Source organism: Amycolatopsis sp. WAC 01375 (genome assembly GCF_003947325.1).
Lineage (GTDB): Bacteria > Actinomycetota > Actinomycetes > Mycobacteriales > Pseudonocardiaceae > Amycolatopsis.
Map to the genome: position 1 here is coordinate 13,821 of NZ_QHHW01000058.1, position 23,449 is coordinate 37,269.

The 23,449-nt window shown below is 70.1% G+C and carries 23 protein-coding genes and 1 pseudogene; 9 read left to right on the forward strand and 15 right to left on the reverse strand.

Features of this window, described 5'->3' with window-relative positions:
- Window positions 1-4 precede the first annotated feature (4 nt).
- Together DL991_RS39155 and DL991_RS39160 are read right to left on the reverse strand one after the other, a co-directional pair.
- Window positions 5-1,333 (reverse strand): ATP-binding protein, encoded by a 1,329-nt coding sequence (locus DL991_RS39155; protein ID WP_125789389.1) that lies wholly within the window; start codon window positions 1,331-1,333, stop codon window positions 5-7.
- The gene (locus tag DL991_RS39160; RefSeq protein WP_125789390.1) at window positions 1,330-2,058 is read right to left on the reverse strand and encodes a response regulator transcription factor; all 729 of its coding nucleotides are present in this window, start codon (window positions 2,056-2,058) and stop codon (window positions 1,330-1,332) included. Before DL991_RS39160 ends, DL991_RS39155 begins: the two co-directional genes overlap by 4 nt.
- A 144-nt stretch (window positions 2,059-2,202) precedes the next feature.
- Between DL991_RS39160 and DL991_RS39165 the strand changes: the two genes are divergently transcribed.
- Genes DL991_RS39165 through DL991_RS39175 form a run of 3 tightly spaced genes read left to right on the forward strand, consistent with a single transcriptional unit; the run spans window position 2,203 to window position 5,152 of the window.
- The gene (locus DL991_RS39165) at window positions 2,203-3,294 is read left to right on the forward strand and encodes an outer membrane lipoprotein carrier protein LolA (protein ID WP_125789391.1); all 1,092 of its coding nucleotides are present in this window, start codon (window positions 2,203-2,205) and stop codon (window positions 3,292-3,294) included.
- Window positions 3,291-4,286, forward strand: coding sequence for an ABC transporter ATP-binding protein (locus tag DL991_RS39170; protein WP_125789392.1), 996 nt, complete (start codon window positions 3,291-3,293; stop codon window positions 4,284-4,286). The genes DL991_RS39165 and DL991_RS39170 overlap by 4 nt, the downstream gene beginning before the upstream one ends.
- Window positions 4,283-5,152 carry an ABC transporter permease gene (locus DL991_RS39175; RefSeq protein WP_125789393.1) on the forward strand — a complete coding sequence of 290 codons (870 nt, stop codon included), beginning with the start codon at window positions 4,283-4,285 and terminating at the stop codon, window positions 5,150-5,152. The genes DL991_RS39170 and DL991_RS39175 overlap by 4 nt, the downstream gene beginning before the upstream one ends.
- Window positions 5,153-5,242: 90 nt before the next feature.
- Here the strand turns inward: DL991_RS39175 and DL991_RS39180 are convergent, their stop codons facing one another.
- From DL991_RS39180 to DL991_RS39190, 3 genes are all read right to left on the reverse strand, one after another.
- Window positions 5,243-6,259 carry an ABC transporter ATP-binding protein gene (locus tag DL991_RS39180; protein ID WP_125789394.1) on the reverse strand — a complete coding sequence of 339 codons (1,017 nt, stop codon included), beginning with the start codon at window positions 6,257-6,259 and terminating at the stop codon, window positions 5,243-5,245.
- The gene (locus DL991_RS39185; RefSeq protein ID WP_125789450.1) at window positions 6,259-7,836 is read right to left on the reverse strand and encodes an iron ABC transporter permease; all 1,578 of its coding nucleotides are present in this window, start codon (window positions 7,834-7,836) and stop codon (window positions 6,259-6,261) included. The genes DL991_RS39180 and DL991_RS39185 overlap by 1 nt, the downstream gene beginning before the upstream one ends.
- Before the next feature lie 221 nt (window positions 7,837-8,057).
- Window positions 8,058-9,110, reverse strand: a complete 1,053-nt coding sequence (locus DL991_RS39190; RefSeq protein ID WP_125789395.1) for a thiamine ABC transporter substrate binding subunit — start codon at window positions 9,108-9,110, stop codon at window positions 8,058-8,060.
- Window positions 9,111-9,186: 76 nt separating this feature from the next.
- Between DL991_RS39190 and DL991_RS39195 the strand changes: the two genes are divergently transcribed.
- Window positions 9,187-9,477: a 4a-hydroxytetrahydrobiopterin dehydratase gene (locus tag DL991_RS39195; protein ID WP_125789396.1), complete on the forward strand. Its 291-nt coding sequence runs from the start codon at window positions 9,187-9,189 to the stop codon at window positions 9,475-9,477.
- A 376-nt stretch (window positions 9,478-9,853) separates the two neighbouring features.
- On the opposite strand, the gene DL991_RS39200 is transcribed toward DL991_RS39195, so the two are convergent.
- The 3 genes from DL991_RS39200 to DL991_RS39210 are packed head-to-tail and all read right to left on the reverse strand — an operon-like array spanning window position 9,854 to window position 12,416.
- The gene (locus DL991_RS39200) at window positions 9,854-10,195 is read right to left on the reverse strand and encodes a helix-turn-helix domain-containing protein (RefSeq protein ID WP_125789451.1); all 342 of its coding nucleotides are present in this window, start codon (window positions 10,193-10,195) and stop codon (window positions 9,854-9,856) included.
- A gap of 17 nt (window positions 10,196-10,212) precedes the next feature.
- A complete protein-coding gene (locus DL991_RS39205) occupies window positions 10,213-11,043 on the reverse strand; it encodes an SDR family NAD(P)-dependent oxidoreductase (RefSeq protein WP_125789397.1) in 831 nt (276 codons plus the stop codon).
- Window positions 11,040-12,416: a DHA2 family efflux MFS transporter permease subunit gene (locus DL991_RS39210; RefSeq protein WP_125789398.1), complete on the reverse strand. Its 1,377-nt coding sequence runs from the start codon at window positions 12,414-12,416 to the stop codon at window positions 11,040-11,042. Before DL991_RS39210 ends, DL991_RS39205 begins: the two co-directional genes overlap by 4 nt.
- Window positions 12,417-12,547: 131 nt before the next feature.
- Between DL991_RS39210 and DL991_RS39215 the strand changes: the two genes are divergently transcribed.
- Both DL991_RS39215 and DL991_RS39220 read left to right on the forward strand, forming a co-directional pair.
- Window positions 12,548-13,180, forward strand: coding sequence for a TetR/AcrR family transcriptional regulator (locus DL991_RS39215; RefSeq protein WP_125789399.1), 633 nt, complete (start codon window positions 12,548-12,550; stop codon window positions 13,178-13,180).
- Between the two features lie 104 nt (window positions 13,181-13,284).
- Window positions 13,285-14,646: a M20/M25/M40 family metallo-hydrolase gene (locus DL991_RS39220; RefSeq protein WP_125789400.1), complete on the forward strand. Its 1,362-nt coding sequence runs from the start codon at window positions 13,285-13,287 to the stop codon at window positions 14,644-14,646.
- Window positions 14,647-14,694: 48 nt separating this feature from the next.
- On the opposite strand, the gene DL991_RS39225 is transcribed toward DL991_RS39220, so the two are convergent.
- From DL991_RS39225 to DL991_RS39245, 4 genes and pseudogenes are all read right to left on the reverse strand, one after another.
- Complete coding sequence (locus DL991_RS39225) at window positions 14,695-15,765, reverse strand: ankyrin repeat domain-containing protein (protein ID WP_125789401.1); 1,071 nt, start codon at window positions 15,763-15,765, stop codon at window positions 14,695-14,697.
- Between the two features lie 10 nt (window positions 15,766-15,775).
- Window positions 15,776-16,663, reverse strand: a complete 888-nt coding sequence (locus DL991_RS39230; protein ID WP_125789402.1) for a hypothetical protein — start codon at window positions 16,661-16,663, stop codon at window positions 15,776-15,778.
- A gap of 20 nt (window positions 16,664-16,683) precedes the next feature.
- A pseudogene (locus tag DL991_RS43660) lies at window positions 16,684-18,671 on the reverse strand (DUF6357 family protein).
- The gene (locus DL991_RS39245) at window positions 18,668-19,207 is read right to left on the reverse strand and encodes a hypothetical protein (RefSeq protein WP_125789405.1); all 540 of its coding nucleotides are present in this window, start codon (window positions 19,205-19,207) and stop codon (window positions 18,668-18,670) included. The pseudogene DL991_RS43660 and the gene DL991_RS39245 overlap by 4 nt, the downstream one beginning before the upstream one ends.
- 42 nt (window positions 19,208-19,249) lie before the next feature.
- Between DL991_RS39245 and DL991_RS39250 the strand changes: the two genes are divergently transcribed.
- Window positions 19,250-19,618, forward strand: coding sequence for a hypothetical protein (locus tag DL991_RS39250; RefSeq protein WP_125789406.1), 369 nt, complete (start codon window positions 19,250-19,252; stop codon window positions 19,616-19,618).
- On the opposite strand, the gene DL991_RS39255 is transcribed toward DL991_RS39250, so the two are convergent.
- From DL991_RS39255 to ychF, 3 genes are read right to left on the reverse strand one after another with little or no spacing between them, the layout of a single operon-like run.
- Window positions 19,619-20,017 carry a type II toxin-antitoxin system death-on-curing family toxin gene (locus tag DL991_RS39255; protein ID WP_125789407.1) on the reverse strand — a complete coding sequence of 133 codons (399 nt, stop codon included), beginning with the start codon at window positions 20,015-20,017 and terminating at the stop codon, window positions 19,619-19,621. It lies immediately after the preceding gene.
- Window positions 20,014-20,217, reverse strand: a complete 204-nt coding sequence (locus DL991_RS39260; RefSeq protein ID WP_125789408.1) for a CopG family transcriptional regulator — start codon at window positions 20,215-20,217, stop codon at window positions 20,014-20,016. Before DL991_RS39260 ends, DL991_RS39255 begins: the two co-directional genes overlap by 4 nt.
- Before the next feature lie 40 nt (window positions 20,218-20,257).
- A complete protein-coding gene (gene ychF / locus DL991_RS39265) occupies window positions 20,258-21,340 on the reverse strand; it encodes a redox-regulated ATPase YchF (protein WP_125789409.1) in 1,083 nt (360 codons plus the stop codon).
- 105 nt (window positions 21,341-21,445) lie between these two features.
- Here ychF and DL991_RS39270 point away from each other — a divergent pair, with 105 nt between their 5' ends.
- Window positions 21,446-22,909, forward strand: coding sequence for a DNA-3-methyladenine glycosylase 2 family protein (locus DL991_RS39270; RefSeq protein WP_125789410.1), 1,464 nt, complete (start codon window positions 21,446-21,448; stop codon window positions 22,907-22,909).
- Window positions 22,909-23,409 (forward strand): methylated-DNA--[protein]-cysteine S-methyltransferase, encoded by a 501-nt coding sequence (locus DL991_RS39275; RefSeq protein WP_125789411.1) that lies wholly within the window; start codon window positions 22,909-22,911, stop codon window positions 23,407-23,409. Before DL991_RS39270 ends, DL991_RS39275 begins: the two co-directional genes overlap by 1 nt.
- Window positions 23,410-23,449: the final 40 nt, after the last annotated feature.

Consider the following 23,449-nt stretch of genomic DNA (forward strand, 5'->3'; position numbering starts at 1 on the left):
CACCCTAATGAGGCCGTGCCGCCTGCCAGACGATCTGGAACCGCGCCCCGCCATCGGGTGATTCGCCGACGCGCACCCGGCCCCCACGCCGCCGGACGGCCTCCGCGACCATCGCCAGCCCGAGCCCGGTGCCGCCGGAGGACCGCGCCCGCGAATCGGAGACGCGATAGAACCGGTCGAAGACCCGCTCCCGATGTTCCGGCGCGATACCCGGCCCGTCGTCGTCGACCACGACCCGCACGGTGGACCGCGCCGCGAGCACCGACACCACGATCTGCCCGCGCGCGTAGCGGCAGGCGTTGCGCAGCAGGTTGCTCAGCACCAGTTCGACCTCGGCGTGCGTCGCCTGCGCCCAAGCGCTCCCGACCGTGCCGCTCACCCGGATTTCGGGCGCGTCGGCGGGCATCCGCGCGACCGCCGCGCGGACCTCGCTCACCAGCTCGACCGGTTCCGCGGGCGGGACCTCCCCCGCGTCCGACCTCGCCAGCGCCAGCAGCCCGTCGAGCAGCGCGGAAAGCCGTTCGGCCTCTTCGAGGACGTCGGAGAGCGTCTCCTGGGCGAGTTCGGGATCGGGATTGGTGACGGCGACCTCGGCCTGCACGCGGATCGACGCGACCGGCGAACGGAGCTCGTGCGCGGCGTCGCCGGTGAACCGCCGCAGCCGTTCGGCGCCCTCCTCCTGTCTGGCCAGCAGGGCGTTGAACTCCTCGGCGAGCGCGCGGAGCTCGTCGTGCGAGTCCGGGAGCGGCAGCCGCGCGCCCGGCGGGAGCGCCCGCACCGAGCCACGCATCCTGGCCACCGGGCGCAGCGCGAACCGCACCAGCAGCCACGTCGCGATCCCGGCGCCCACCGCGCCGACGGACGCGACCACGAACAGCCACAGCCCGCCGGAGTGCACCGCGGTCGCGAAGCCGACCAGACCCGCGCCCGCGACGACAAGGCGTTGCTGCCCGTCGGGCGCGGTGACCACGGTGCCCGCCCAGCGCCAGCTGTGCTCGCCGCCGGTCGTGACCGGTTCGCCCGCCTTCAGCGCGCGGACCTCCGAGGGGCCGAGGTCCGCGGGCGGCAGGCCGTCCACCGGGCCGCCTCCGGTGTCGAGGACCCGTACGGCGACCGCCGACCCCGACGGCGTCCGTCCCGCGGCGACGTCGGCCTTCGCGGCGTTCAGCTGGGCGCTCAGTTCGTCGTCGACCGAGCCGATGAGCAGCGGCTGGAGGTTGTCGCCGGCGACAGCCGCCAGCCCGAGCAGGAAACCGAGCGTGACGGCGGCCGCGAGCAGGGTGATCCGGACCTGGAGCGAACGGCGGCGCCACCAAGACGGCGAGCCGATCACCCCTGTCCCGCCGGGGCGATCACTTCGTCGAGCTGCGCGTCCGAAGCCAGGTAGCCGTGCCCGCGCACGGTCCGGACCAGCGCGCCCGCGCCGACCGCGTCGAGTTTGCGGCGCACGTAACCGACGTAGACCTCGACGACGTTGCGGGTCGCTGCCTGTTCGTCACCCCAGACGGCGCGCAGCAGCTCGTCCTTCGTGACCACCGTCCCCGCCCTGCCCGCCAACACCTCCAGGAGCGCGAACTCGCGCGGGCTGAACGCCACTTCGATGCCGTCGTAGCGGACCTGCCGCAGGCTCCGGTCGACTTCGAGGGCGCCGATCCGCAGCGGCCCGCGGATCGCGTCCGGTGTCGCCCGCCGCAGCACCGCGCGCACCTGCGCGACCAGGACGACGAACGAGAACGGCTTCACGAGGTAACCGTCGGCGCCGAGGTCGAGGCCGTCCGCCTGGTCGACCTCGCCGTCCTTCGCGGAAATCATCAGCACCGGGGTGGTGACGCCGAGCGCCCGCAGCCGTTCGAGCACGCGGTAGCCGGAAAGACCGGGGAGCATGATGTCGAGCAGGACGACGTCGAAGGAGCCCGTCTGCGCCAGGCGCAGGCCGCTGGGCCCGTCGGCCGCCGTGACCACGTCCATGTCCTCGGCGCGCAGTCCCCGCTGCAACGCCTTGCGGACGCCGGGCTCGTCGTCGACCACCAGTACTCGAGGTTTCACGTCCCTCATCATTCACGCTTTCACCAGCTCACGCGCGACCTCTCAGCGCCATCTCAGCTCCGACGGCGGAGTCTGAGTGGTATCTCAGCGTTTCCGGGGAAGCGTTGTCGCCAAGACCCGAGCACACTGGGGTTCGGGGAAACAGGGAGAGACAGCATGGATCCGAAGAGGAAGGCCATCGCCGCGGCGGTGGTGGGCACGGCGCTCGGCGTCGGCGGGCTCGCCGTCGTCGCGATGCCGGCCACCGCGGGCGACGCGCCCGTCTTGCCGCAGATCAGTGCCGAAGAGCTGGTGCAGTCGACGCTGAACGCGAAGCCGTTGGCGTTCGACGGCAAGGTCAAGGTCAACAACGACCTCGGCCTGCCGCAGGTCGGCAGCACGCTGCCCGGCGCGTCGGCGCTCAGCATCGACTCGGCGCAGGTGTCGACGGACGGCGCGGGCAAGAGCAAGGTGTCGCTCACCGAGGGCTCGAGCCAGCAGACCATCGTCAAGAACGGTGAGACCGTCTGGGAGTACAACTCCAAGGACAACTCCGCCACCAAGATCACCATCCCGGCCGACCTGGCCAAGGAGCACCAGAACAAGGTCGACGGCAAGGCCGTCGATCCGGCGACGGTCGCCTCGGAACTGCTCGGCAAGGTGCGCGAGAGCAGCACGATCGCCGTCGACGGGACGTCGTCCGTGGCGAACCGTTCGGCGTACGAACTGGTGCTGACCCCGAAGCCGACCGAGCGGACGCTCCTGCGTGAGATCCGCGTCGCGATCGACGAGCAGACCCGGATGCCGCTGCGCCTGACGGTGCTGGCCAACGGCACGTCCTCGCCCGCGTTCGAGGCTTCGTTCAGCGAGATCAACTTCGCGAACCAGCCCGCGTCGAACTTCGAGTTCACCCCGCCGAAGGGTGCGAAGGTGACCGAGAAGGCCGCCGAGGTCGACCCGAAGAACCGTGAGCTCGCCGAGCAGGCGAAGTCCGAGGTCAAGGTCGTCGGCGACGGCTGGGACACCGCGATCACCGGCAAGATCCCGGCCGACGCGCTGGCGAAGGCCGGCGACGCGAAGGACGAGCAAGGCCGTCAGGTCGACCCGAAGGCGCTGCTTTCGCGGTTCGCCAAGCCGGTCAGCGGCGCCTGGGGCAGCGGCTGGTTGCTGACCACCAAGGTCGGCAGTGGCGTGCTGACCGAGGACGGGCGCTACGCCGTCGGCGCGGTGCCGGAGCAGGTCCTCTTCGAGGCCTTGGCCGCGAAGTGACCACCACGTTCGAAGCCGGGACGGACGCCTCTCGGGAGGCGTCCGCTCCGGCGGTACCCATGGCGGCCCGCACCAGGGGCCTGCGCAAGGTCTACGGCCGCACGGTGGCCGTGGACCACGTCGATCTCGACGTTCCCGAAGGCGCCGTGCTGGGGATGCTCGGCCCCAACGGATCGGGCAAGACGACGACCATCCGGATGCTGCTCGGTCTCGTGCGGCCCACCGAGGGCGAGGTCGAACTGTTCGGCAAGCGGATGCCCGACGAGGCGGCGCACGCGCTGCCCGACGTCGGCGCGCTGGTCGAAGGCCCGGGCTTCCACCCTTTTCTTTCCGGGCGGGAGAACCTGCTGCGCGTGGCCGCGGCGGAACCGAGGCTGGCCTCGGCCGGTATCCCCGGCGCGGTCGACGCGGCGCTTGAGCGCGTCGGGCTGACCGACGCCGCGACCCGTCGCTACAAGGGGTATTCGCTGGGGATGAAGCAGCGGATGGGGCTGGCGAGCGCGCTGCTCGTGCCGAGGCGGATGGTCGTGCTCGACGAGCCGACCAACGGCCTCGACCCGGCGGGCACCAGGGAGATCCGCCGGATCATCGGCGAACTGCACGCCGACGGCGTCACCGTGCTGGTGTCGTCGCATCTGCTGGCCGAGGTCGAGGCGACCTGCACGCACGTCGCGGTGCTCCAGTCGGGGAACGTGATCGCCCAAGGCGAGCTCGCGGAACTGCTGGAGTCGGGGAACGCGGCGCTGCTGGTGCGGACGCCCGACGCCGAACTCGCGGTGGAAACGTTGCGCGAGAACAGGATCGGCGCCCGGCTCACACCGGACGGCGTCCGTGTCGATCTCACCGCGACCGAAGCTCCCGACGTGTTGCGACACCTGGTGACGGCCGGGGTGGCCGTGCACGAGGCGGCGAGGGCGCGCACCGGGCTCGAGGACCTGTTCGCCAGGCTGACCCAGCCGGAGTCCACTGTAGACGGTGAGGGGGAATCGTGACCAACGCTCTTGCCGCGGCACCCGCGGCGCGGACCGGCCACGACAGCGTCGGCCTGCTCCGGCTGTATCGTGCCGAACTCCGCTGGATCTTCCGGCGCCCGCGCACGCTGGCCGTGCTGGGCCTGCTCGCGTTGATCCCGGTGATCATCGGGCTCGCGCTGACCCTCGTCGACGCTTCGGAAACGAGCGGCGGGCAGGACGGCGCGCTGCTGGCCTCCGCGGTCAACAACGGTTTCATCCTGCCGGTCGCGGCACTGACCATGACGCTGGCGCTGCTGCTCCCGCTCGCTTCGGCGATGGCCGGGGCGGACGCGATCGCCGGCGAGGCGGCACACGGGACGCTGCGCGGCTGGCTGATCGCGCCGGTCGGCCGGGGCAGGCTGCTCGCGATCAAGGCGTTCGGCGTCGCGACGGTTTCGGCGATCGCCGTACTGGCCATGACGTTCTCCGGTTTCGTCACCGGCCTGATCCTCAGTGGCCCCGACTCGATGTTCACCCTCACCGGCTCGACATTGAGCGTGTGGGACGCGCTGGGCCGCATCCTGCTCGTGGCCGCGTGGGTGATCCTGCAGCTGTGGGCGGTCGGCGCGGTCGCGCTCGCGATCTCGGCGTTCACCGAACATCCGATGCTGGTCGTCGCCTCGGTGCTGGCCGGGACGATCGTCTTCACCATCCTCGGGTTCCTGGACGCGGTCTCGTGGCTGCATCCGTTCCTGCTCAACGAGAACTGGTCGCAGGCACCGGCTTCGGTGCTGATGGACCCGCTGGACACCGTGATGCTCGGCGAAGGCGCGCTGCGCGCCGCCTGCTACATCGCCATCGGGCTCTCGATCGCCTACGCGCGCCTGACCACGCGGGACGGCTGACCTTTCGTTCCGTGAAGGCCTCCTTGAGGGACTCTGGGTCCCTCAAGGAGGCCTTCACGGACTGAGGCGCGGTGCCGAACGCCGTCCGATCTATCGCGGAAGCCGGGCGACGCCGTCGGGGTCAAGGGCGAGCCGGACGCGGTCGCCGGGGCGGAGGTCGGCCGTGACCGGCGCGACGGCGTCCACAGTGGACAGATCGCCGCCCGGCGCGACCACGAGCCGTACGTGCTCCCGCCGGTGCACCACGGCGGTGACCTCACCCTCGACGCCGTCCGGGGAGACCCGCAGCCCGTGCGGCCGCAGCCCCAGCCGCACCGCGCCGTCCTCGACGTCGGGCAGCGTGACCTCACCGAGCGGCGTCCGCACCACACCGCCGGACGCCTCGCCGTCGACGAACGTGGTCACGCCGAGGAACCGCGCCACGTCCTCGTCCACCGGCTGCCGCCAGACGCGGCGCACCGCGCCCTCCTGCCGGATCTCGCCGTCGTCGAGCACGGCGACGCGGTCGGCGAGTGTGAACGCCTCTTCCTGGTCGTGCGTGACCAGCAGCGCGGTGATCTTGCTGCGCCGCAGCAGGGCCGCGAGATCGATCGCCAGCTGTTCCCGCAGTCCGGCGTCCAAACCGGACAGTGGTTCGTCCAGCAGCAGCAACCGCGGCTCCGGCGCCAGCGCGCGGGCCAAGGCCACCCGCTGCGCCTGCCCACCGGAAAGCTCGGTGACCCTCCGTCGTTCGTAACCGCTGAGCCCGACCAGGTCGAGCAGCGCACGGACCCGCTCCGCGTGCTCTACGCGCGGGACGTCGTGCATCCTTAGGCCGAACGCGATGTTCGCGGCGACGTCCTTGTGCGGGAACAGCTGCCCGTCCTGGAACACCAGCCCGAACCCCCGACGGTGCACCGGAACCCCGGCGAGGTCCTCGCCGTCCCACCGTACGGTTCCCGACGTCAGCGGCTCCAGCCCGGTGATCGCGCGCAACAGGGTCGACTTCCCCGAACCGGACGGGCCGAGCAGCGCCAGCACCTCGCCGTCGGCGATGTCCAGCCCGGCGTCCTTCACCGCGGGATGAGATCCATAGTGGACGGTCAGATCCCGTACCGACAGCGACACTAGAACTCCCCTACCGAATTCTGCCCGCGGACCGCGCCGAACCGGTCGATCAGCACCACCGCCACCACGGTCACGATCATGAGCAGCGCGCAGGCCGCGTAGGCCATCTGGTTGTTCAGCTCCCCCGGCCGCGAGATCAGCGTCGCGACGGCGACCGGCAGCGTCGGCGCGTCCGGCCTGGCAAGGAAGCTCGTCGCGCCGAACTCGCCGAGCGCGACCACGTAACCGAAACCGGCCGCCGCGACCAGCGAACGCGCCGTCAGCGGGAGATCGATCTCCCGCCACACCCGGCCGGGGCTCGCGCCGAGCGTGGACGCGGCCTGTCGCAGCCGGACGTCGACCGAGCGCAGCACCGGCAGCACCATCCGCACGATCAGCGGGATGATCACCAAGGCCTGTGCGAGCGGGACCAGCAGCGGTGACGTCCGCAGATCGCCCGGCAACGCGTCGAGCGTGACGAGATACCCGAAACCGACGGTCACCGCGGACACGCCCAGCGGAAGCATCAGCGCGGCGTCCATCGTCTCGCCCATCCCCCGCGCCAGCCTGCCCGGCGTGCGACGCAACGCCACCAGCACGACCGAGGCCAGCACGCCGACGATCATCGCGAGCGTCGTCGCGTCGAACGCCGTCCGCAGCGACATCGACGCCGCGTCCCAGCCCGAAACCTGAAGCGCGCCACGCGAGCCCTGTCCGGCGAGCGCTTCGTACCCGGCGAGGCTGAAACCGTCCGAAGTGGACACGGACTCGACGAGCAGCGCCACGATCGGCGTCATCAGGAGCGCGATCACCGCGAGGCCCGCGGAGACCGCCCACCACTCGCCGCCGCTGGGCCGCCGCGCGGTCTCACTCCGCGAACGCAGCCGCGCCGCGTTCTCCCGGCGCCGCCTCGCCAGCGCGCCGACGACGAGCGCCGCGACGACGGCGGCGAACTGCACCAGCGACAACGCGGCCGCGCCGGAGAGGTCGAGCAACTCGACCGTGCGCAGGTAGATCTCGGTCTCCAGGGTGCGGTACTTCGCCCCGCCGAGAATGAGCACGACCCCGAAGCTGGTGGCGCAGAACAGGAACACCACCGCCGCCGCCGACGCGATGGCCGGCGCGAGCGCGGGCAGCGTCACCGAGCGGAAGGCACGCCACGGCGACGCGCCGAGTGCCCGCGCCGCGTCCACGGTGCGCGGGTCGAGGTGGCTCCACAGCCCGGAAACCGTGCGCGCGACGACGGCGACGTTGAAGAAGGCGTTGGCCAGCACCAGCGGCAGCAGCCCGCCGTCGGGCCAGAGCGCGCGGAACGCCAGGCCGACCACGACGGTCGGCAGCACGAACGGCACCAGCACGAGCGTCCGCACCAGCGACACCCCCGGCAGCCGCACCCGCGCGAGCAGGAACGCCACCGGCAGGCCGGCGAGCACCGCGACGATCGTCGAAACCCCCGCGCTCGCCACGGTGAACCCCGCGAGCTTCCAGGTCAGCGGGTCGCCGATGGCCGTGCCGACCCCGCCGGAACCGAAGCCGCGGCCGACGATCGCCGCGACCGGCCAGGCGAAGAACACCACGAGGAAACCGAGCGGCAGCACGGCGAGTGCGGCCAGCCCGGCGCCACGAAAGGTCAGCCCGGTGCTCAGCCTGTGCCTCTCGAAGCGCGCTTTCGGATTCCCGCGGCCGGGCCGCGGCGTTGGCAGGCCACTCACTCCGCCGTGTCAGCGGCCCGTCTCCGCGAATCCGGGGCCTCCGGCCGAAGAGCGACGCGCGCCCGTGTCGTCGCGCGATCTGGCGACCTCAGTCCGGGTAACACGTCCTAGCCCTCCAACAGCGTGCGCCACTGCGCGATCCACTGCTCGCGCCCGGCCTGGATCTTGGCCGGTTCGAGCGTCTTCGGCTGCTGCGGCAGCGGCGCGGCCTGCGCCCAGCCCTGCGGGAGCTCGACGCCCTGACGGGCCGGGTACACGTACATGTTGCCCGCCACGGTCACCTGGAACTGCTGGGACAGCAGGAAGTCCACGACCTTGCGGGCCTTTTCGACCTGTTTGCCGCCCGCCAGCACGCCCGCGTACTCGACCTGGCGGTAGCAGGTGTCCAGCAGTGCCTTCGTCCGCGGCTTGCCGTCATCGCCGATCTCGGCGGCGGGCGACGAGGCGTAGGAGACGACGATCGGACGCGGGCCCTTGCCGGAGGAACCCGAGAATTCCTTGGTGTAGGCCTCTTCCCAGCCGCTGACCGTCTTGAGCCCGTTGGCCTTCAGCTGCGTCCAGTACGCCTGCCAGCCCTGCTCGCCGAACTGGGCGACGGTGCCGAGCAGGAACGCCAGCCCCGGCGAGGACGTCGCGGGGCTCTCGGCGACCATCAGGTCCTTGTACTTGGCGTCGACCAGATCCGCGAACGACTTCGGCTCCGGGATCCCCTTGTCCACGAAGTACCGGGTGTCGATGTTGACGCAGACGTCGCCGAGGTCGACCGCGGAGAGCCGGTGCCCGGGGTCGACGGAGTAGCGCTGCGGTCCGCGATCCGCCTCCGGGCTGGTGTACTGCTCGAAAACGCCCTCGGTGAGCGCGCGGGAGGCGAACGTCGAGTCGATGCCGTACGCGACGTCGCCGATCGGATTCGCCTTGGTCAGCACCAGTTTGTTGGTCAGCGCGCCCGCGTCACCCTGCTTGAGCACGGAGATCTTGATCCCGGACTGCCGCTCGAACGCGTCGAGGACCTCCTGCGGGGCGAGCCACGAGTCGTGTGTCACGAGCGTGACCGTCGCCGGCGCCTGCGGGTCGTTCCCCGTGTTCCCGGAGAGCGAGCAGCCCGCGACGAGGGCGGCCACCGTGCCAGCCGCAACGACCGTGCGGAGGGCGCGTTTCATCTAGCCTCCTGCGATTTTCAAAGGGGGGACCCGTGGCAAAAGTGCAGCGTAGCCGACGGCGTACCACCATGGAGTCATGGCGGAAATCTTGAACGACCAGCAAGCCGACGAAGCCGTGACCAAGCTCTCCGGCTGGACCCGTGACAGCGTCACGATCGAGCGGACGGCGAAGCTGCCGAGCTTCCCGAAAGCCATCGAAGCCGTGGACAAGGTGGCCGAACTGGCGGAGGCGGCCGACCACCATCCCGACATCGACATCCGCTGGCGGACGGTGACGTTCCGGCTCAGCACGCACTCCGCCGGAGGACTGACGGAGAAGGACTTCGCACTCGCATCGCAGATCGACGAGGTACTCGGCGACATGTGACGTCCGCGACGCTCGCACCACGAACCCGTTTCCCGGACGTCTAGCCAGTACGACCGACGAGAAAAGGACGAGTGATGACACAGGCGATCGTGGTGGGGTTCTCCGCATTCGGCGCGATGGTGGCTGCCGCTGCCGGAGTGCTCTGGTACACGGCGCGCGACCGGCATCACCAGCACGACCAGTGATCTTGATCACACGGGCGTTCCGCAGGTAACGCGGAGCCTGATCAACGCGCTGTTCACGGCGGACCTGTCGCTTCTCTCCCCAGGGGAACCGCCGTGAACAACGCCTCGATCACCGCCGCCCAGCGCGCCTGGGTGACCATCTTCGCCGCGGCCATCACGCTGCTGACGATCGTCGTGCTCGGTCTCCTCGGCTAACCGGCCGAGTATGCCTCGCGGGCGGCGACAAGCTCCGGAAGGTGCTTCGCCGCCCACTCCCGGCATGCCTCCATCGGCTCGAACAACGTCCGGCCGAGCGAGGTGAGCTCGTACTCCACGCGCGGCGGCGTCTCGTCGTACGCCGTGCGGGTGATCATGCCGTCGCGCTCCAGCGCCCGGAGGGTCTCCGTGAGGACCTTCGACGTGACGCCCCTCAGTGGCACCCGCAGTTCGGAGAACCGGCGCGGCCCTTCTTCCAGGCACAGCACGACCAGACCCGCCCATTTGTCGCCGATCCGGAACGGGGTCAGGTTCGACGGGCAACCCGGGGCGAACATGTCGGGACTCAACGGCTTCACCCGTCCGAAGTTACCTGTGTTCGTTCGTCGGCCAGCAGCCTCCGCGTGACCTCGGCCAGCCGTTTCGCCGCCCCGGGTTCGAACCCGGGGCGGGTCACCGCGATCCGCCGTCCTTCCACGAACGCGCTGAGCGGCTCGGCGGGCGGGTCGTCGACCCGCGCGATGATCGGCACGATGCCTTCCTCGACGGGTTTCCCGTATCTCTTCAAGGCTTCGACGTGGGCTGCGGTCGCCGCGTCGTAGTCCCCGGAGAAACTCGTCGAGACACCGCCGGGGTTGAGCAGCACAGACGAGATCCCGCTCGCGGCGTGTTCGGCGGCGAAGGCGACGCCGAGCAGGTCGTTGGCGCGCCCGGCCTGCATTTGCGCGGCGACGCCGTCATAGCCCCGCGTCAGCGAAAGGTCGTGCCAGCGGATCTCGGGTTTGCTCACCCCCGGACCGGACACGTTGACGACGACGGGCCGTTCGGCCCGGCCCAAGGCGGCGGCGAGTCCGTGACTGAGCAAGTAACGGCTCAGGTACTCCAACGCGAAGGTGCTTTCGATGCCTTCGGCCGTCTCCACTCTGGTCGAACGGAAGTGGCGGGCGCATAACACCAGCGCGTCCACGACCGGGAACCTCGTGGTGATCCGCTCGACGACCTCATGGTTGCGCGCGACCAGGCCGAGATCCGCCTGGATGAACGTCGCGCCCCCGGCTTCGGCGAACACCGCGCCTTTCGCCGGGTCCCGGCCGAGAACGACGACGGTGTCGCCTCGGCCGAGGTACTCCATCGCGAGGGCCTTGCCCATCCCGTCGGTACCGCCGGAGATCACGATCGTCTTCACCGGTCACCCCGTCCCGGCAGGCGCGCGGCGGCGGCGAGCAGGACGAGCATGGTGCCCGCCACGAACCAGTACACGGCGTGCAGACCCGCGACCGGGCCGGTCGCGGTCGCGAGGATCGACGCGACCACGGCGACGCCGATCGAACCGCCGAGCTGGTTGAGCATGTAGAGCACCGAACTTCCCTGTGGCACCAGCGGTCCCGGCAACGTGCGGTACACCGCCCCCATCGCGGGCGGGCCGACGAAACCGAGTCCGGTGCCGAGGGCCAGCCCGGCGAGCACGACCGCCGCGTCAGCGGTCCGCGCGTCGAACGTCGTGAAGAGGACGGCGCTCGACGCGGACACGAGGCCGCCCGCCAGCGCCAGGTTGCGCGAACCGATCCGGTCGCTGATCCGCCCGGCCAGCGGCGCCGCGACCGCGGCCCCGACACCCAGCGGCGCGACGAGCAGCCCGGCCGCGAGCGCGCCGTGTCCCCCGGCCTGCTGGAAGTACAACGGGAGCACGATCAGGCTCGCGAACATCGCCAGCCCGGTCAGCGCCATGACGGTCACACTCGCGGCGAACCCGCGCCGGGCGAACAGGCGAATGTCGACCAGGGGCGCCTCGCCGCGCAGTGCGTGCACCACGTAACCGGCCAGCAAGAGAGCGCCGGCCACCAGCGGGACGAGCACCGGCGAGGAGAGGAGGTCCGCCCCGTTCGCGGCCTGGGACAGCACCAGGAGCAAGCCCGCGAAACCCGGCCCGAGCAGGGCCACGCCGCGCACATCGAGCCGTGCGCGCCGCTCGACCGGGGGGTCCGCGGGCATCACGCGCACCGCGAGCAGCACCGCCAGCGCGCCGAGGGGCACGCCGAGCAGGAACATCCACCGCCAGCCGAAGCCCTGCAGCACCACACCGCCGAGTACCGGGCCGAGCACGGGACCGAGCGAGAGCACGGCGGCCATCAGTCCCATCACGCGGCCCGCGCGCCGCGGCCCGGCGGCGCGGGCGAGCAGGGTGAGCACGAGCGGATCGAGGATTCCCGCGCCGATCCCCTGCAGCACGCGGAAGACGACCAGGCTTTCGATGTCCCACGCCAGCCCGCAACCCAGCGAACCGGCGAGGAAGACGCCGAGGCCGGTGAGCCACATCCGCTTGCCACCGAAGGTCTCTCCCGCCCAGCCGGTCACCGGGATGGTGACCGTGACCGCGAGCAGGAAGCCGGTCGAAACCCAGCCCACAGTGCCCAGTGAGGCTTCGAAGTCCTCGGCGAGGTCGCGAATCCCGACGGCGACCATCGTGCTGTTCAGGATGCCCAGCGCCCCGCCGAGCAGGATCACGCCGATCAGCGGCCGCAGCGCGGAGCCCAGCCGATCATCCCGGATGGTTGTCATGTCTCTTCCCGTCCCTTGCCTCTGACCAGACTCACCAGTCTGGTTTTCCATACCAGCAAGTCTGAGACTAGCAGGTCTGTTTCGCTAGACTGGTGAGTCTGGTAATCCGTCCGGCCCGGTACGCTGAGGGCATGAGTGGGACGGGTACGGCCCGAGGCCGGATCGACAAGCGGCAAGCGATCCTCGACGCGGCTTTCACCGTGTTCGCGCGAGAGGGATACGCGCAGGCGGGTGTGGACGTGATCGCGGCCGAAGCGGGCGTCGCCAAAGCCACCGTGTACAGCCACTACGGCGACAAGGAGAACCTGTTCCGCGAGACCGTCTCCGCGTCGGCGGACCAGGCACTGGCCGAGAACATGACCGTGGTCGAGCGGCTCACCGGCGCGGGCGACGATCTCCGGGCCACCCTGGAGACGATCGGCCTGAAACTGCTCAAGTGCTACTGCGCCGACCGCTCATGGGCGCTGCGGCGACTGCTCGCGGCCGAGGCCAGCCAGTTCCCCGACCTGCTCGACGTCATCCACACACGCGCGGCGGACCGCGTGGCCGAGGCGCTGGCCGACCGGCTCGCCCGCTTGACCGTCTCCGGGCACCTGCACACCGGGGACCCGCTCTTGGCCGCGGATCAGTTCTTCGCGCTGCTGTCCGGTCCGGCCGACAAGCGGGCGAGGCTCGGCACCCGCCGCACTCCCGACGCCGAACTCCGCACCATCGCCGAGGCCGCCGTCGACACCTTCCTGAAAGCCTTCGGCGCCAAGGGCTGAGGGAACGTTACGTTACGGAAAAGGGGGACGATCGGAGGTTGCCCTGGGGGCTCCGTGACTCTTAGCTACTCGAACGAGTTTCTTCGAGAAGTGAGGGGTGTTCCATGGCAGGTCTGCGCAGACGTGAGGTGCTCGCGGGCGCGGTGGCACTGGCGGGCGCGGCGACGATCGGGCTGAACCCCGGCGCCGCCGCCGCGGCCACGCAGCAACGACCGGGCGCGCAGTTCCCGCCGTCGCTGGAGTTCGGCGACTACCCCGTGGTCGCACGGGTCCGTTCGCGACGGGCGCTGGAGCACCTGCGGGTGCTCAGCGACAAGATCGGGCCCCGGATCGCCGGCACCGAAGGCGAACTGCGGGCCAAGGAGTACATCGCGAAGGTGCTGCGCGAGCTGCGCTACCAGGTCACACTGCAGCCGTTCCCGATCGCCGACAAGTTCCTGGGTGCCCTGTCGATCGGGCGCGACAGCTGGCAGACCGGCTCGTCGCCGCAGGGCGCGCAGGACATCACCCGCGAGGCCGTCGTCGTCGACGCCGGTGACGGCAGCACCCTGCCCGACGATCTGACCGGCAAGATCGTGCTGATCGCCGCCGTGACGAACAAGGCCGACGCCTACCTGACGGCCGCGCAGCGCGGAGCGGACGCCGTGCTGCTCGGCCGGATCGGCGCCGACCCGGCACGCAAGCTGTCCGCGTTCTCGCCGACGCTCGCCACCCCGGTCACGATCCCGGTGCTCGGCCTGGCCCAGGTGCAGGTGGAACGCCTGCGCGAACGGCTCGCCAAGGGCTCCGTCACGGTGAAGGCGACGGCCACCCACCACAAGAACCTGACGTCGTACAACGTCATCGCCGAACGGCCCGCCACGTTCCCCGGCAAGGACGACGGTGTCGTCATGGTGACGGCGCACTACGACAGCGTCCCCGGCTCCCCCGGCGCCAACGACGACGGCAGCGGCACCGTGCTGTGCCTCGAACTCGCCCGCGTCCTGCGCCACCTGCCGACGAACAAGACGCTGCGGTTCGCGCTGTGGGGTTCGGAGGAGTACGGGCTGATCGGTTCGCGGCACTACGTCAAGAACCTGTCCGACGCCGAGGCGCGGCGGATCACCGGCTGCTTCCAGAACGACATGGTCGCCACCAGCTGGGACCCGGCGATCACCTACTGGCTGCTCTCGGTCGACGGCGCCGACAACGCCACGACCGCGGCCGTCAACGCCGCCGCCAAACGGCTCGGCTACGACCCGCGCGTCAAGGGCCCGGTCGCGCGCGGTTCGAGCGACCACGTGCCGTTCTTCGAGCGCGGGATCGCTTCCGGCAACTTCAGCTGGCGCGGCGAGTCCGGCCCGGCGTTGCTGGAACCGACGTACCACACGCCGGAAGACACCATCAAGGACAACGTTTCCCTTGAGCGGCTTCAGGTTTCGCTGGAGCTGATCGGTTCCGCCGCGTACAGCCTGCTGCGGAAGTGAGTCTCGCCGCGTGTCCTCGATGCCTTGTCGGGGACACGCGGCCCGCCCTCAACGTGTGTAGTCCACCGGCCCCAAGGCGATCGGGCCCGGATTCTTCGCGACCCAGACGACGGCGAGCTCCCTCAAGCGATCGAGGTGGCCGTCCGCGCCGCGGCCCGACCTGACCTGCTTCGCGATCTCCTTGGCTTCTTGGAGTTCTTCTTCGCCGAGAGGCTCGCCCCGCGCCAGGAAACCCGGGAACGCGTCGGCCATCGCACGATAATCACGGTCCCAGTTCGCTCCGCCGTTCCGGAACATCTCGTCGAAGATCCGGCCGGTGACGCGGATGGCCTCGCACTGCACTGTCGCGCCCGCGCCGGTCGACGGCACGAGAAGCTCCCAGAGCGCTTTGTGCCGCTCCCGCCAGGGGCCGTCGGGCACGACGATCGGCGATACCCCGTCGTGCGTCGACCGCCGGGCGACCGGCTCGACCCCGAAGATCCGGTACAGCTCACTGAGCGCGGCGTCGGTCTCTTCGAGTAAATCGGGGTTGAACTTCTCCCGGTGGAACTCGAAACCACTACCGATCCGCTCGACCTTCTCACGCATCCCGGCCGTGATGCTCGCACCGTGTTCGAGCAGCAGCTTCGCGATCTCGACACACTTGGGGATGTCGGCGTTTCGCGTCCCGATCAGGCCTCGCGTCAACAACGTGTTGCCACGCCTGTCGAGCACCTCGGTCGAGGCCCCGTGCTCGATCAGCACGCGCGCCGCCCCGGCCTTCAATCCGTCCACAGCGGCCTGAAGCGGCGTTTGCCCGGAGCTGTCGGCCGCCTCGATGTCCGCGCCGAGAGAGAGCAACAAGGGAATCTGCGCGATCGGCTTCGGAGCAGCGCGTGAAGCCCGCGCATGAAGCGGTGTCCTGCCGTAGCTGTCCGGGGTGTCGACGGCGAGGCCCTGCCCGGTCAGCCAGACGATGAGCTCGTCCGGGCACTCCGGGAAGCCGATCGCGGTCCCTTTGGCATAGCCGCCCCGCGCGTCGATCTCGCATTTGCCGAAGACGGCTTTGAGTTCGTCCACCGAGGCCGAGGTCAGCATCTCCGCGAAGTCTTTGGGAAGGGTCTTCCGCTTTCGTGCCATCGTGCTCTCCTCAGCCGAACTTCGGGCGCAGTTGTTCGCGCATCTGCCGGAAGTTCCTCGGCTTCACGGCCCAGCGCTCCTCATCGGTGTCCTCGAAGGTCACCTCGTGCTTCCCCGCCGTCCGGTCGTATTGAACGAGGATCTTCACCGGCAGCCTCTCACCGGGCCGGTAGTAGCCGCCCAGGTACGCGTTCACCGCCGCCTCGATACTCGCCCATTTACAGGCCACGGGCGTGATGACGTCCCCGGGCGAGTACGCGTACCCGTACGCACTGCGAAACCCTTCCCCGAACTCCAGGATCATCGCCAGCGATTCCCAGCCGTCCACCGATCCCGGCAGGCCCGCGACTTCGACCAACGATCCGATGAGATCGACGGCGGCATCGTTCGGCACTGTTCTCCTTGTCTCGTTGTCCTTCGCTCGCTGCAGGTCGAGGAACTTCCGCATGACATCGGAGACCTCCGGTTCCTCGTCCGCCGGCGAGATGTCGGCGTCGTCGATGCCGAACCGCCCCAACAGTTCGAGTGCGGCGTCGCTGACGAGCAGGTCGACAACGGTTTCGAGCACGAAGTCCTCACCGCCCTCCACCGTGCCGGTGGGGATGAGGCGCTCCCAGTCACGAGGAAGGCCGAGGTGGCTGTAGAACATGTCGAACTGTTCGTCGGTGGTCACCACCACCTCGCCGAGCTCATAGCCGGTGAGCGGCGATTCCCTCAGTGCGTCGGCGAGCCTGCCGGTGACGATCCAGTACCCGCTCGTCGTGACGATGTCGTCGCCGAGCCAGCCGGCGAACTGATAATGCAGCGGGCCGACGAGTGGTTCGGCCCCACGCCGTGGGTCGTAGTCGATACCGGGACCCAAGCCACCGGCGACCTCGGGTTCGAAACGGTGGTACACGAAACGACCTCCCGAAGTGATCATGCCCAGTTTCCGAGCTCTGCGTCGATACGCGGATCCGTGCGGACCCACACCTCGCCGTCGGCGGTCCCCGGCGGAGCGTCCACGCGCTCGAGTCCGAGCGTCCGGACCAACCTCAGGAGCTCGTCCCGATCCTCACCCGCGTCCTCGATCGAGTAGCCGTCGAACAGGACGTAGTGCACATCCCAGCGATCGTTGTACCCGGAGTCGGCCCAGATCTCGCAGAACCTTTCCACCAGCTCCCGATCGAACGGTGCGGCCCGCTCCTGGTCGCCCACGGCGGCGAAACCCCTCGCGACGTCCTCGGCACTCCACCACGCCACGGCTTCGGCGACCGCGGCCGGGGTGAAGTCCTCCAGTGAGAGAAAACCCTCCAGAAGCCAGCCGATCCCGGTGTCCCCGACGCCCAGCTCTTCCTCCTGCAAGCGGGACACCAGCCCGTCCGTCATGGCGCAGGGACCGGAGAAGGTGAAGACGCCGGAGGCGACCACGAGGGTGCCGCCCTCAGGATGCGAGGCATTGAGCGTCGTATCCGCTTCCGGCACGTCCTTCACCAGAGCGAGAAGGTCTTCCGGCACGCCGTCGTACAGCGCCGCCTGCGACCGCGGGTCTTCGTAGAAATTGAGCGGGCCGGTGTGGTCGAACGTCAGCACGAGACCACGGCCGTCGGTGGTGAACCAGGCGTTGACCGTGTCACCTCCGCCGTTACCGAAGCCGAAATGCGTGACCCCGTCGACCGTCACCGGCTCGTGTCCGTCGACGCGGGTCAGGATCTCCAGCCGGTGGCGCAGCTCGCGCGGGTGGGTCCGCCGGAGCATCGACTCGTCGAACTCGGAACGGAGCCGGGCACGTTCGAAGCCTGCGACGTCGGGCCACCAGGGGCCGTTGCGGTCGAGGGCGCTGAAACCGCCGCGGACGAAGTTGGCCACCTGGGTCCGGTAGTCGCCGCGGTTGGTGACGAGGCGGTACTCGACCCGTTCACCCTTGGCCCGGCAGATGGTGCCGTCGTCGAACATGAGCGACAGCGCCTCTTCGCTCTCCTCGTCCTCGACGCGAAACGACGCGTTGTCGTCGGCACGGTGCCGGTCGACGAACTCCCGGAACGCGTCGGGCGCGGACTGAGCACCTCCCGGAGCCCACTTCTGCTCGTTGTCCTTGGCGTCGCGGAAGGTCAGTGGTCTCATCGTCATCCTTGCTTTCTGGCCTTGTCGGCGGCTTCGGAGCAGATCAGGAAGCTCACCGTGCGCACCGCGTCGTCGGCGAGGTCCGGGAAGACGCGGCGAACCGTGCGCTGGACCTTCTCCTCGATTCGACGCCAGTCACGCTGTTTCACGGCGTCTTCACCTCGCCGCCGGTCGCGGGAGATCCGCATCCCGGCGCTCGCCTCCTCCGCGGTGGCGATCACCCGCAGGACGTCGGGCAGCAGAGCGGAGTCGACGGCGTCCGGATGCCGGTCCGGCGCCTTCCCGCCGTCGAGATGGCGGCCCGTGTACTTGAGGAGTGCCTCGTCGAGCGGGGCCCGCCAGGAGCGATGACGGTTCGCGTCGTACTCGCGGACGAGCGACCAATCGGACCACACGCTCGCGATGCACAACGCGTCGAAGAGCTGCCCGCGCTCGAGCAGCCCGACGTCCGCGCCGTGAGCGACGAGCCGGCGTTCGTCCCAGCGGATGGTCCGGAACAACGACTCGACGTCGGCGGGGGCGCCGAGCAGGATCGGGTCCGGCAATGCGATCGCCGCGCGTTCGTCGAGCGGCCCTCGGATCCCGGCCGCAACGCACAGCGGCAGGATCGCGCTCCACAGCAGCAGGTGCCGGGTCAGGTCGTCCCGGATCACCTCGAGGTGAGCCTCCGCGACAGGGAAGGCGAACGTGCGAGGGTCGTGGTTGGCGTCGGCTCCGGCGCCGAGTTCGAGCCTGAGCTCACCGTCAGCGCGGATCACTCGCGGCATCCAGGGGTTCACGCGGCTGAAGACGACCTCGGTCATGACGCCCAGCCGCGGGCGACCTGGCCGAGGACGTCGACGATGCCGCGGGACACGACCTCCAGCTGACTGCGGCTGCCGATGATCGGCCGAGGGTAGGGAGGATTCGGATCGGGCTCGCCCCGGGAGCGGCGGATGGCCAGCGCCGGCGCATGCAGCATTTCGGGCTCACCCTGCCGCTCGCCGTCCGCGAGTACCACCAGACCGCACTCCTGGGAGTTGAGTCCCCGCCCGAGCCGGACCGCCAGGCTGCACACGATCCGTCCCGCGGCGACCTCCACGGTGAACGACCGATGGCGCGCGTCCGGAACCCTCGATCCTCGCGAGACCTCGGCCCCGGCCGCGCGATACGCCCGCATGAACTCGCTCGCGGGGAGCGCGGCGAACGCGCCGCTGGCGGTGAGCAGGGAGTCTTCCTCGTAGGTACCCGTCGCCTCGGCCGCCCAGTCACGCTTGGCGTCGCACCAGCGGTACCAGTTCTCCGCGAAGTCGGTGCGCGCCAGGGCATGGGCGAGCGGTGAGAGGGTGGGGCTCGTCATGCTGTTCATCCTCGGTCCGTGGCGGCGTGCTCGAATGGCCGCATGAAGAAGACGAAACGCGGGCCTCTGCGGTTCCTCGTGATCGCACGCACGGCACCCGGGCGTCACCCCCACCCCATGGAGGTGGCCGTGCACCCGGCCGGCGCCGCTTCCCGCGTCTCGATCTCGGTCGGCCCGCATCCGGTGAACGCGGGTGGGCAGGTCGCGCTCTCCTCGGTGCTCGACGAGTCCCGGACCGGGCTCAGTCCGAACTGGGCGGAGGACTTCGACGAGGCGGACCTGCACTGGGTGGTGCCGTACCTGGTCCGCCTCCAGTCCGGAGAGGACACGACGGACGAGATCGTGGCGGCCTACACGGCGCGGCACGGCAAGCCGCCCGCGACGATCCATCAACGCCGCTACGGCGTCTGATCAGGCGTTGAAGTGTGGTGCGGCAACTTCCGGGCGAGTCCACTCCGCAAGGCGCCGGGCCGTTTCCTCGTAGACAACGGCCCCGGTCGCCGCCGCGATCACCAGCTCGTACGCGTCGTCCTCCGGCGCTTCCAGGTCGGCACCGTTGAGGCCGTAGAAAACGAACACCGCCATCCAGCCCAGCCGCTTGTTGCCGTCGACGAGCGGATGGTTGCGGACGAGCGATTCCAGCAGAACCGCCGCTTTTTCGTGCAGACCCGGATAAGCGTCCTGCCCCATCAGCGACGACTGTGGCCGATGCGCCGCCGCGTCGAGCAAGCCCACGTCCCGAACCCGGGAAACACCCAGGTCGGTCGCGAGAGTGAGCAGGTCGTCCAGGGTCAGGTACTCGATCTTCACTGCGCCAGGCGATCGAGCAACGACGCGTAGCGCGCCCGCCCATCGCGCGACAGGGCACGCACTCGATCGTCACGGACAGACCGGGCCGCGGCGTCGGTGATCGCCCGCACGATCGCTTCGTGCTTGCTCACCCCGTCGGCCTCGGCGAGCAAGGCCAACGCGCGCTCCTGCTCGTCGTTCAGCCTCAACGTCATCGCCATGAGTCCATGATACCACTTCGGTATCATGATCAACTCCCGCTCAGACGTTGAAGCGGAACTCCACCACGTCGCCGTCGGCCATGACGTAGTCCTTGCCCTCCATGCGCACCTTGCCCGCGGACCGGGCGGCGGCCATGGAGCCGTGCTCGATCAGGTCGGCGAAGGAGACGACCTCGGCCTTGATGAAGCCGCGCTCGAAGTCGGTGTGGATCACGCCTGCCGCCTGCGGGGCGGTCGCGCCCTGCGGGATCGTCCAGGCGCGGGACTCCTTGGGGCCGGCGGTGAGGTAGGTCTGCAGGCCGAGGGTGTGGAAACCGGCGCGGGCCAGCGAGTACAGGCCAGGCTCGTGCTGGCCGACGGACTCCAGCAGCTCGCGCACGGAGTCCTCGTCGTCCAGCTCCAGCAGTTCGAATTCGACCTTCGCGTCGAGGAACACCGCGTCGGCGGGGGCGACCATCTTGGCCAGCTCTTCGCGACGGGACTCGTCGGTGAGGATGCCTTCGTCGGCGTTGAAGACGTAGAGGAACGGCTTCGTGGTGAGCAGGCTCAGCTCGCGCAGTGCCTCGAAGTCGACCTCCTTCTGCGCCTGGAACAGGGTCCGGCCGCCGTCGAGGATCTCCTTGGCCTTGACCGCGTTGTCGAGGGCGGGCTTGGCTTCCTTCTTGGTCCGCGCCTCCTTCTCGAGCCGGTGCAGCGCCTTGTCCAGGGTCTGCAGGTCGGCGAGGATCAGCTCGGTGTTGATCGTCTCGATGTCGCTCGCCGGGTCGATCCGGTCGTCGACGTGGATCACGTCCGGGTCGTCGAACACCCGCACGACCTGGCAGATCGCGTTGGCCTCGCGGATGTTCGCGAGGAACTTGTTGCCGAGGCCGGCGCCCTCGGAGGCACCCTTCACGATGCCCGCGATGTCCACAAAGGACACGACGGCGGGCACGGTCCGCTCGGAGCCGAAGACCTCGGCGAGCTGATCCAGCCGCGGATCCGGCAGCGGGACGACACCGACGTTGGGCTCGATCGTCGCGAACGGGTAGTTCGCCGCGAGCACGTCGTTGCGGGTCAGCGCGTTGAACAGGGTGGACTTGCCGACGTTGGGCAGGCCGACGATGCCGAGGGTGAGACTCACGGGCCAGAAGTCTACGTGCCGCCCGCCGCCCCATCCGCCGAGGCCTTGATCGCCGTGTCGGATTTCCGCCAGCCGCGCTCTCGGCCTGGTGGCACGATCGATGTCATGACAGAGCAGACCTTGGCCGAACGGGCCGTGTGGCGCGACACCGAACGGTGTTACCGCGCCGTCGCCGCCCGTGATTCCCGGTTCGACGGCCAGTTCATCATGGCCGTGGCCACCACCGGGATCTACTGCCGTCCGTCCTGTCCCGCGTCGACGCCGAAACAGCAGAACGTCCGTTTCTATCCGACGTCGGCGGCGGCGCAGGCCAACGGCTTCCGCGCTTGCCGCCGCTGCCTCCCCGACGCCGTCCCGGGCTCCCCCGATTGGGACATCCGGGCCGACCTCGCCGCTCGGGCGATGCGGCTCATCTCGGACGGGGCCGTCGAACGCGACGGCGTCCCGGGGCTCGCACGGCGGCTCGGCTATTCCGAACGCCAGCTCGGACGCGTCCTCACCGCGGAACTGGGTGCCGGGCCGCTGGCGCTGGCCAGGGCGCATCGGGCGCACTCGGCGCGCCTGTTGATCGAGATGTCCGGCCTCCCGCTGACCGACGTCGCGTTCGCGGCGGGTTTCTCCAGCGTCCGCCAGTTCAACGAGACGATCCGGGAGGTGTTCGCGACGACGCCTTCGCAGCTTCGCGCGGCGAGCCTGCGTCGCGGGCGTCGCAAAGCCGAAGAGTTGCCGACCGGCACCCGGCTGAGCCTGCGGCTGCCGTTCCGGAAACCGTTCGACGCGGCCGGGGTGCTGAACTTCCTGGCCGACCGGGCCGTCCCCGGCGTCGAGCACGTGACGCGTGACGAGTCCGGAGTCACCGGCTACGGGCGCACGCTGCGGCTCGCGCACGGCTCCGGTGTCGTGTGGCTGACGGCGAAGGACGACCACGTCCGCAGCGACCTGCGGCTCACCGACCTGCGCGACCTGAGCAGCGCGGTGGCCAGGGTGCGGCGGCTGCTCGACCTCGACGCCGACCCGGAGGCGGTCGCGCGGGTCCTGGGGGCGGACCCGGCACTCGCGCCGCTGGTCGAGGCGATCCCCGGCATCCGGGTGCCCGGCACCGTCGACGGCGACGAACTCGTGCTGCGCGCGCTGTTGTCCCCCGCCGAGGCGGCGTCACTCGCCGAAGCCTTCGGTGAGCGCCTGCCCAGCTGCGACGAGTCGCTGGAAGGATTGACCACGCTGTTCCCGACGGCGGCCCAGGTCGCCGAACACGGTCCGGAACGGGTGGCCGCCGTGGCCCGCGCGCTGGCGGACGGGGTTTCGGTCCACGTCGGCCGCGATCCCGCGGAGTTGCGCGCGGAACTGCTGGCGGTCCCGGGAATCGGGCCGCTGACCGCGGACTATGTCCTGATGCGCGTGCTGGGCGCGCCGGACGTCCTGCTGACCGGCGATCCGGCGGTGCGCCGAGGCGCGGCCGCGCTGGGGATCGCCGACGACGAAACGACGCTGGCCGAACGCGGACGGGCTTGGCAGCCCTGGTCCTCGTACGCCGGTATGTACCTGTGGCGCGCCGAAAAGGGAGAATGATGAGCATCGCGTACTGGTCCACGATGGACACGAAGATCGGCCCGTTCACCGCCGTGGTGGCGGGTGACGGGGCCGTGCTCGCCTCGGGCTGGACAGCCGACGTCGCCGAACTGACGCCGCTGATCTCGCCGTCGCTGGCCCCCGGCGAGGTGAAGGAGCGGCGCGACCTCGGACCGGTGAGCACCGCGATCCGCCGGTACCACGACGGCGACCTGCACGCGGTCGCCGACATCGAGGTGCGGCAGCGCTCCGGCGCTTTCCGGGAGCACGCTTGGGAAATCCTGCGGAAGGTGCCCGCCGGCGAGCCGGTGAGCTACGCGGAGTACGCGGCGCTGGCGGGGTATCCGGCCGCGGTGCGGGCGGCCGCGTCGGCGTGCGCGAAGAACGCGGCGGCGTTGTTCGTGCCGTGCCACCGGGTGGTGCGGACCGGCGGTGGCGTGGGGAACTTCCGGTGGGGTGTCCCGGCGAAGCAGTGGCTGCTGACGCATGAAGCGGCCTGAATCCGCCTCCCGCAAGTGAGATGAAAGGCCCCTTCATTGC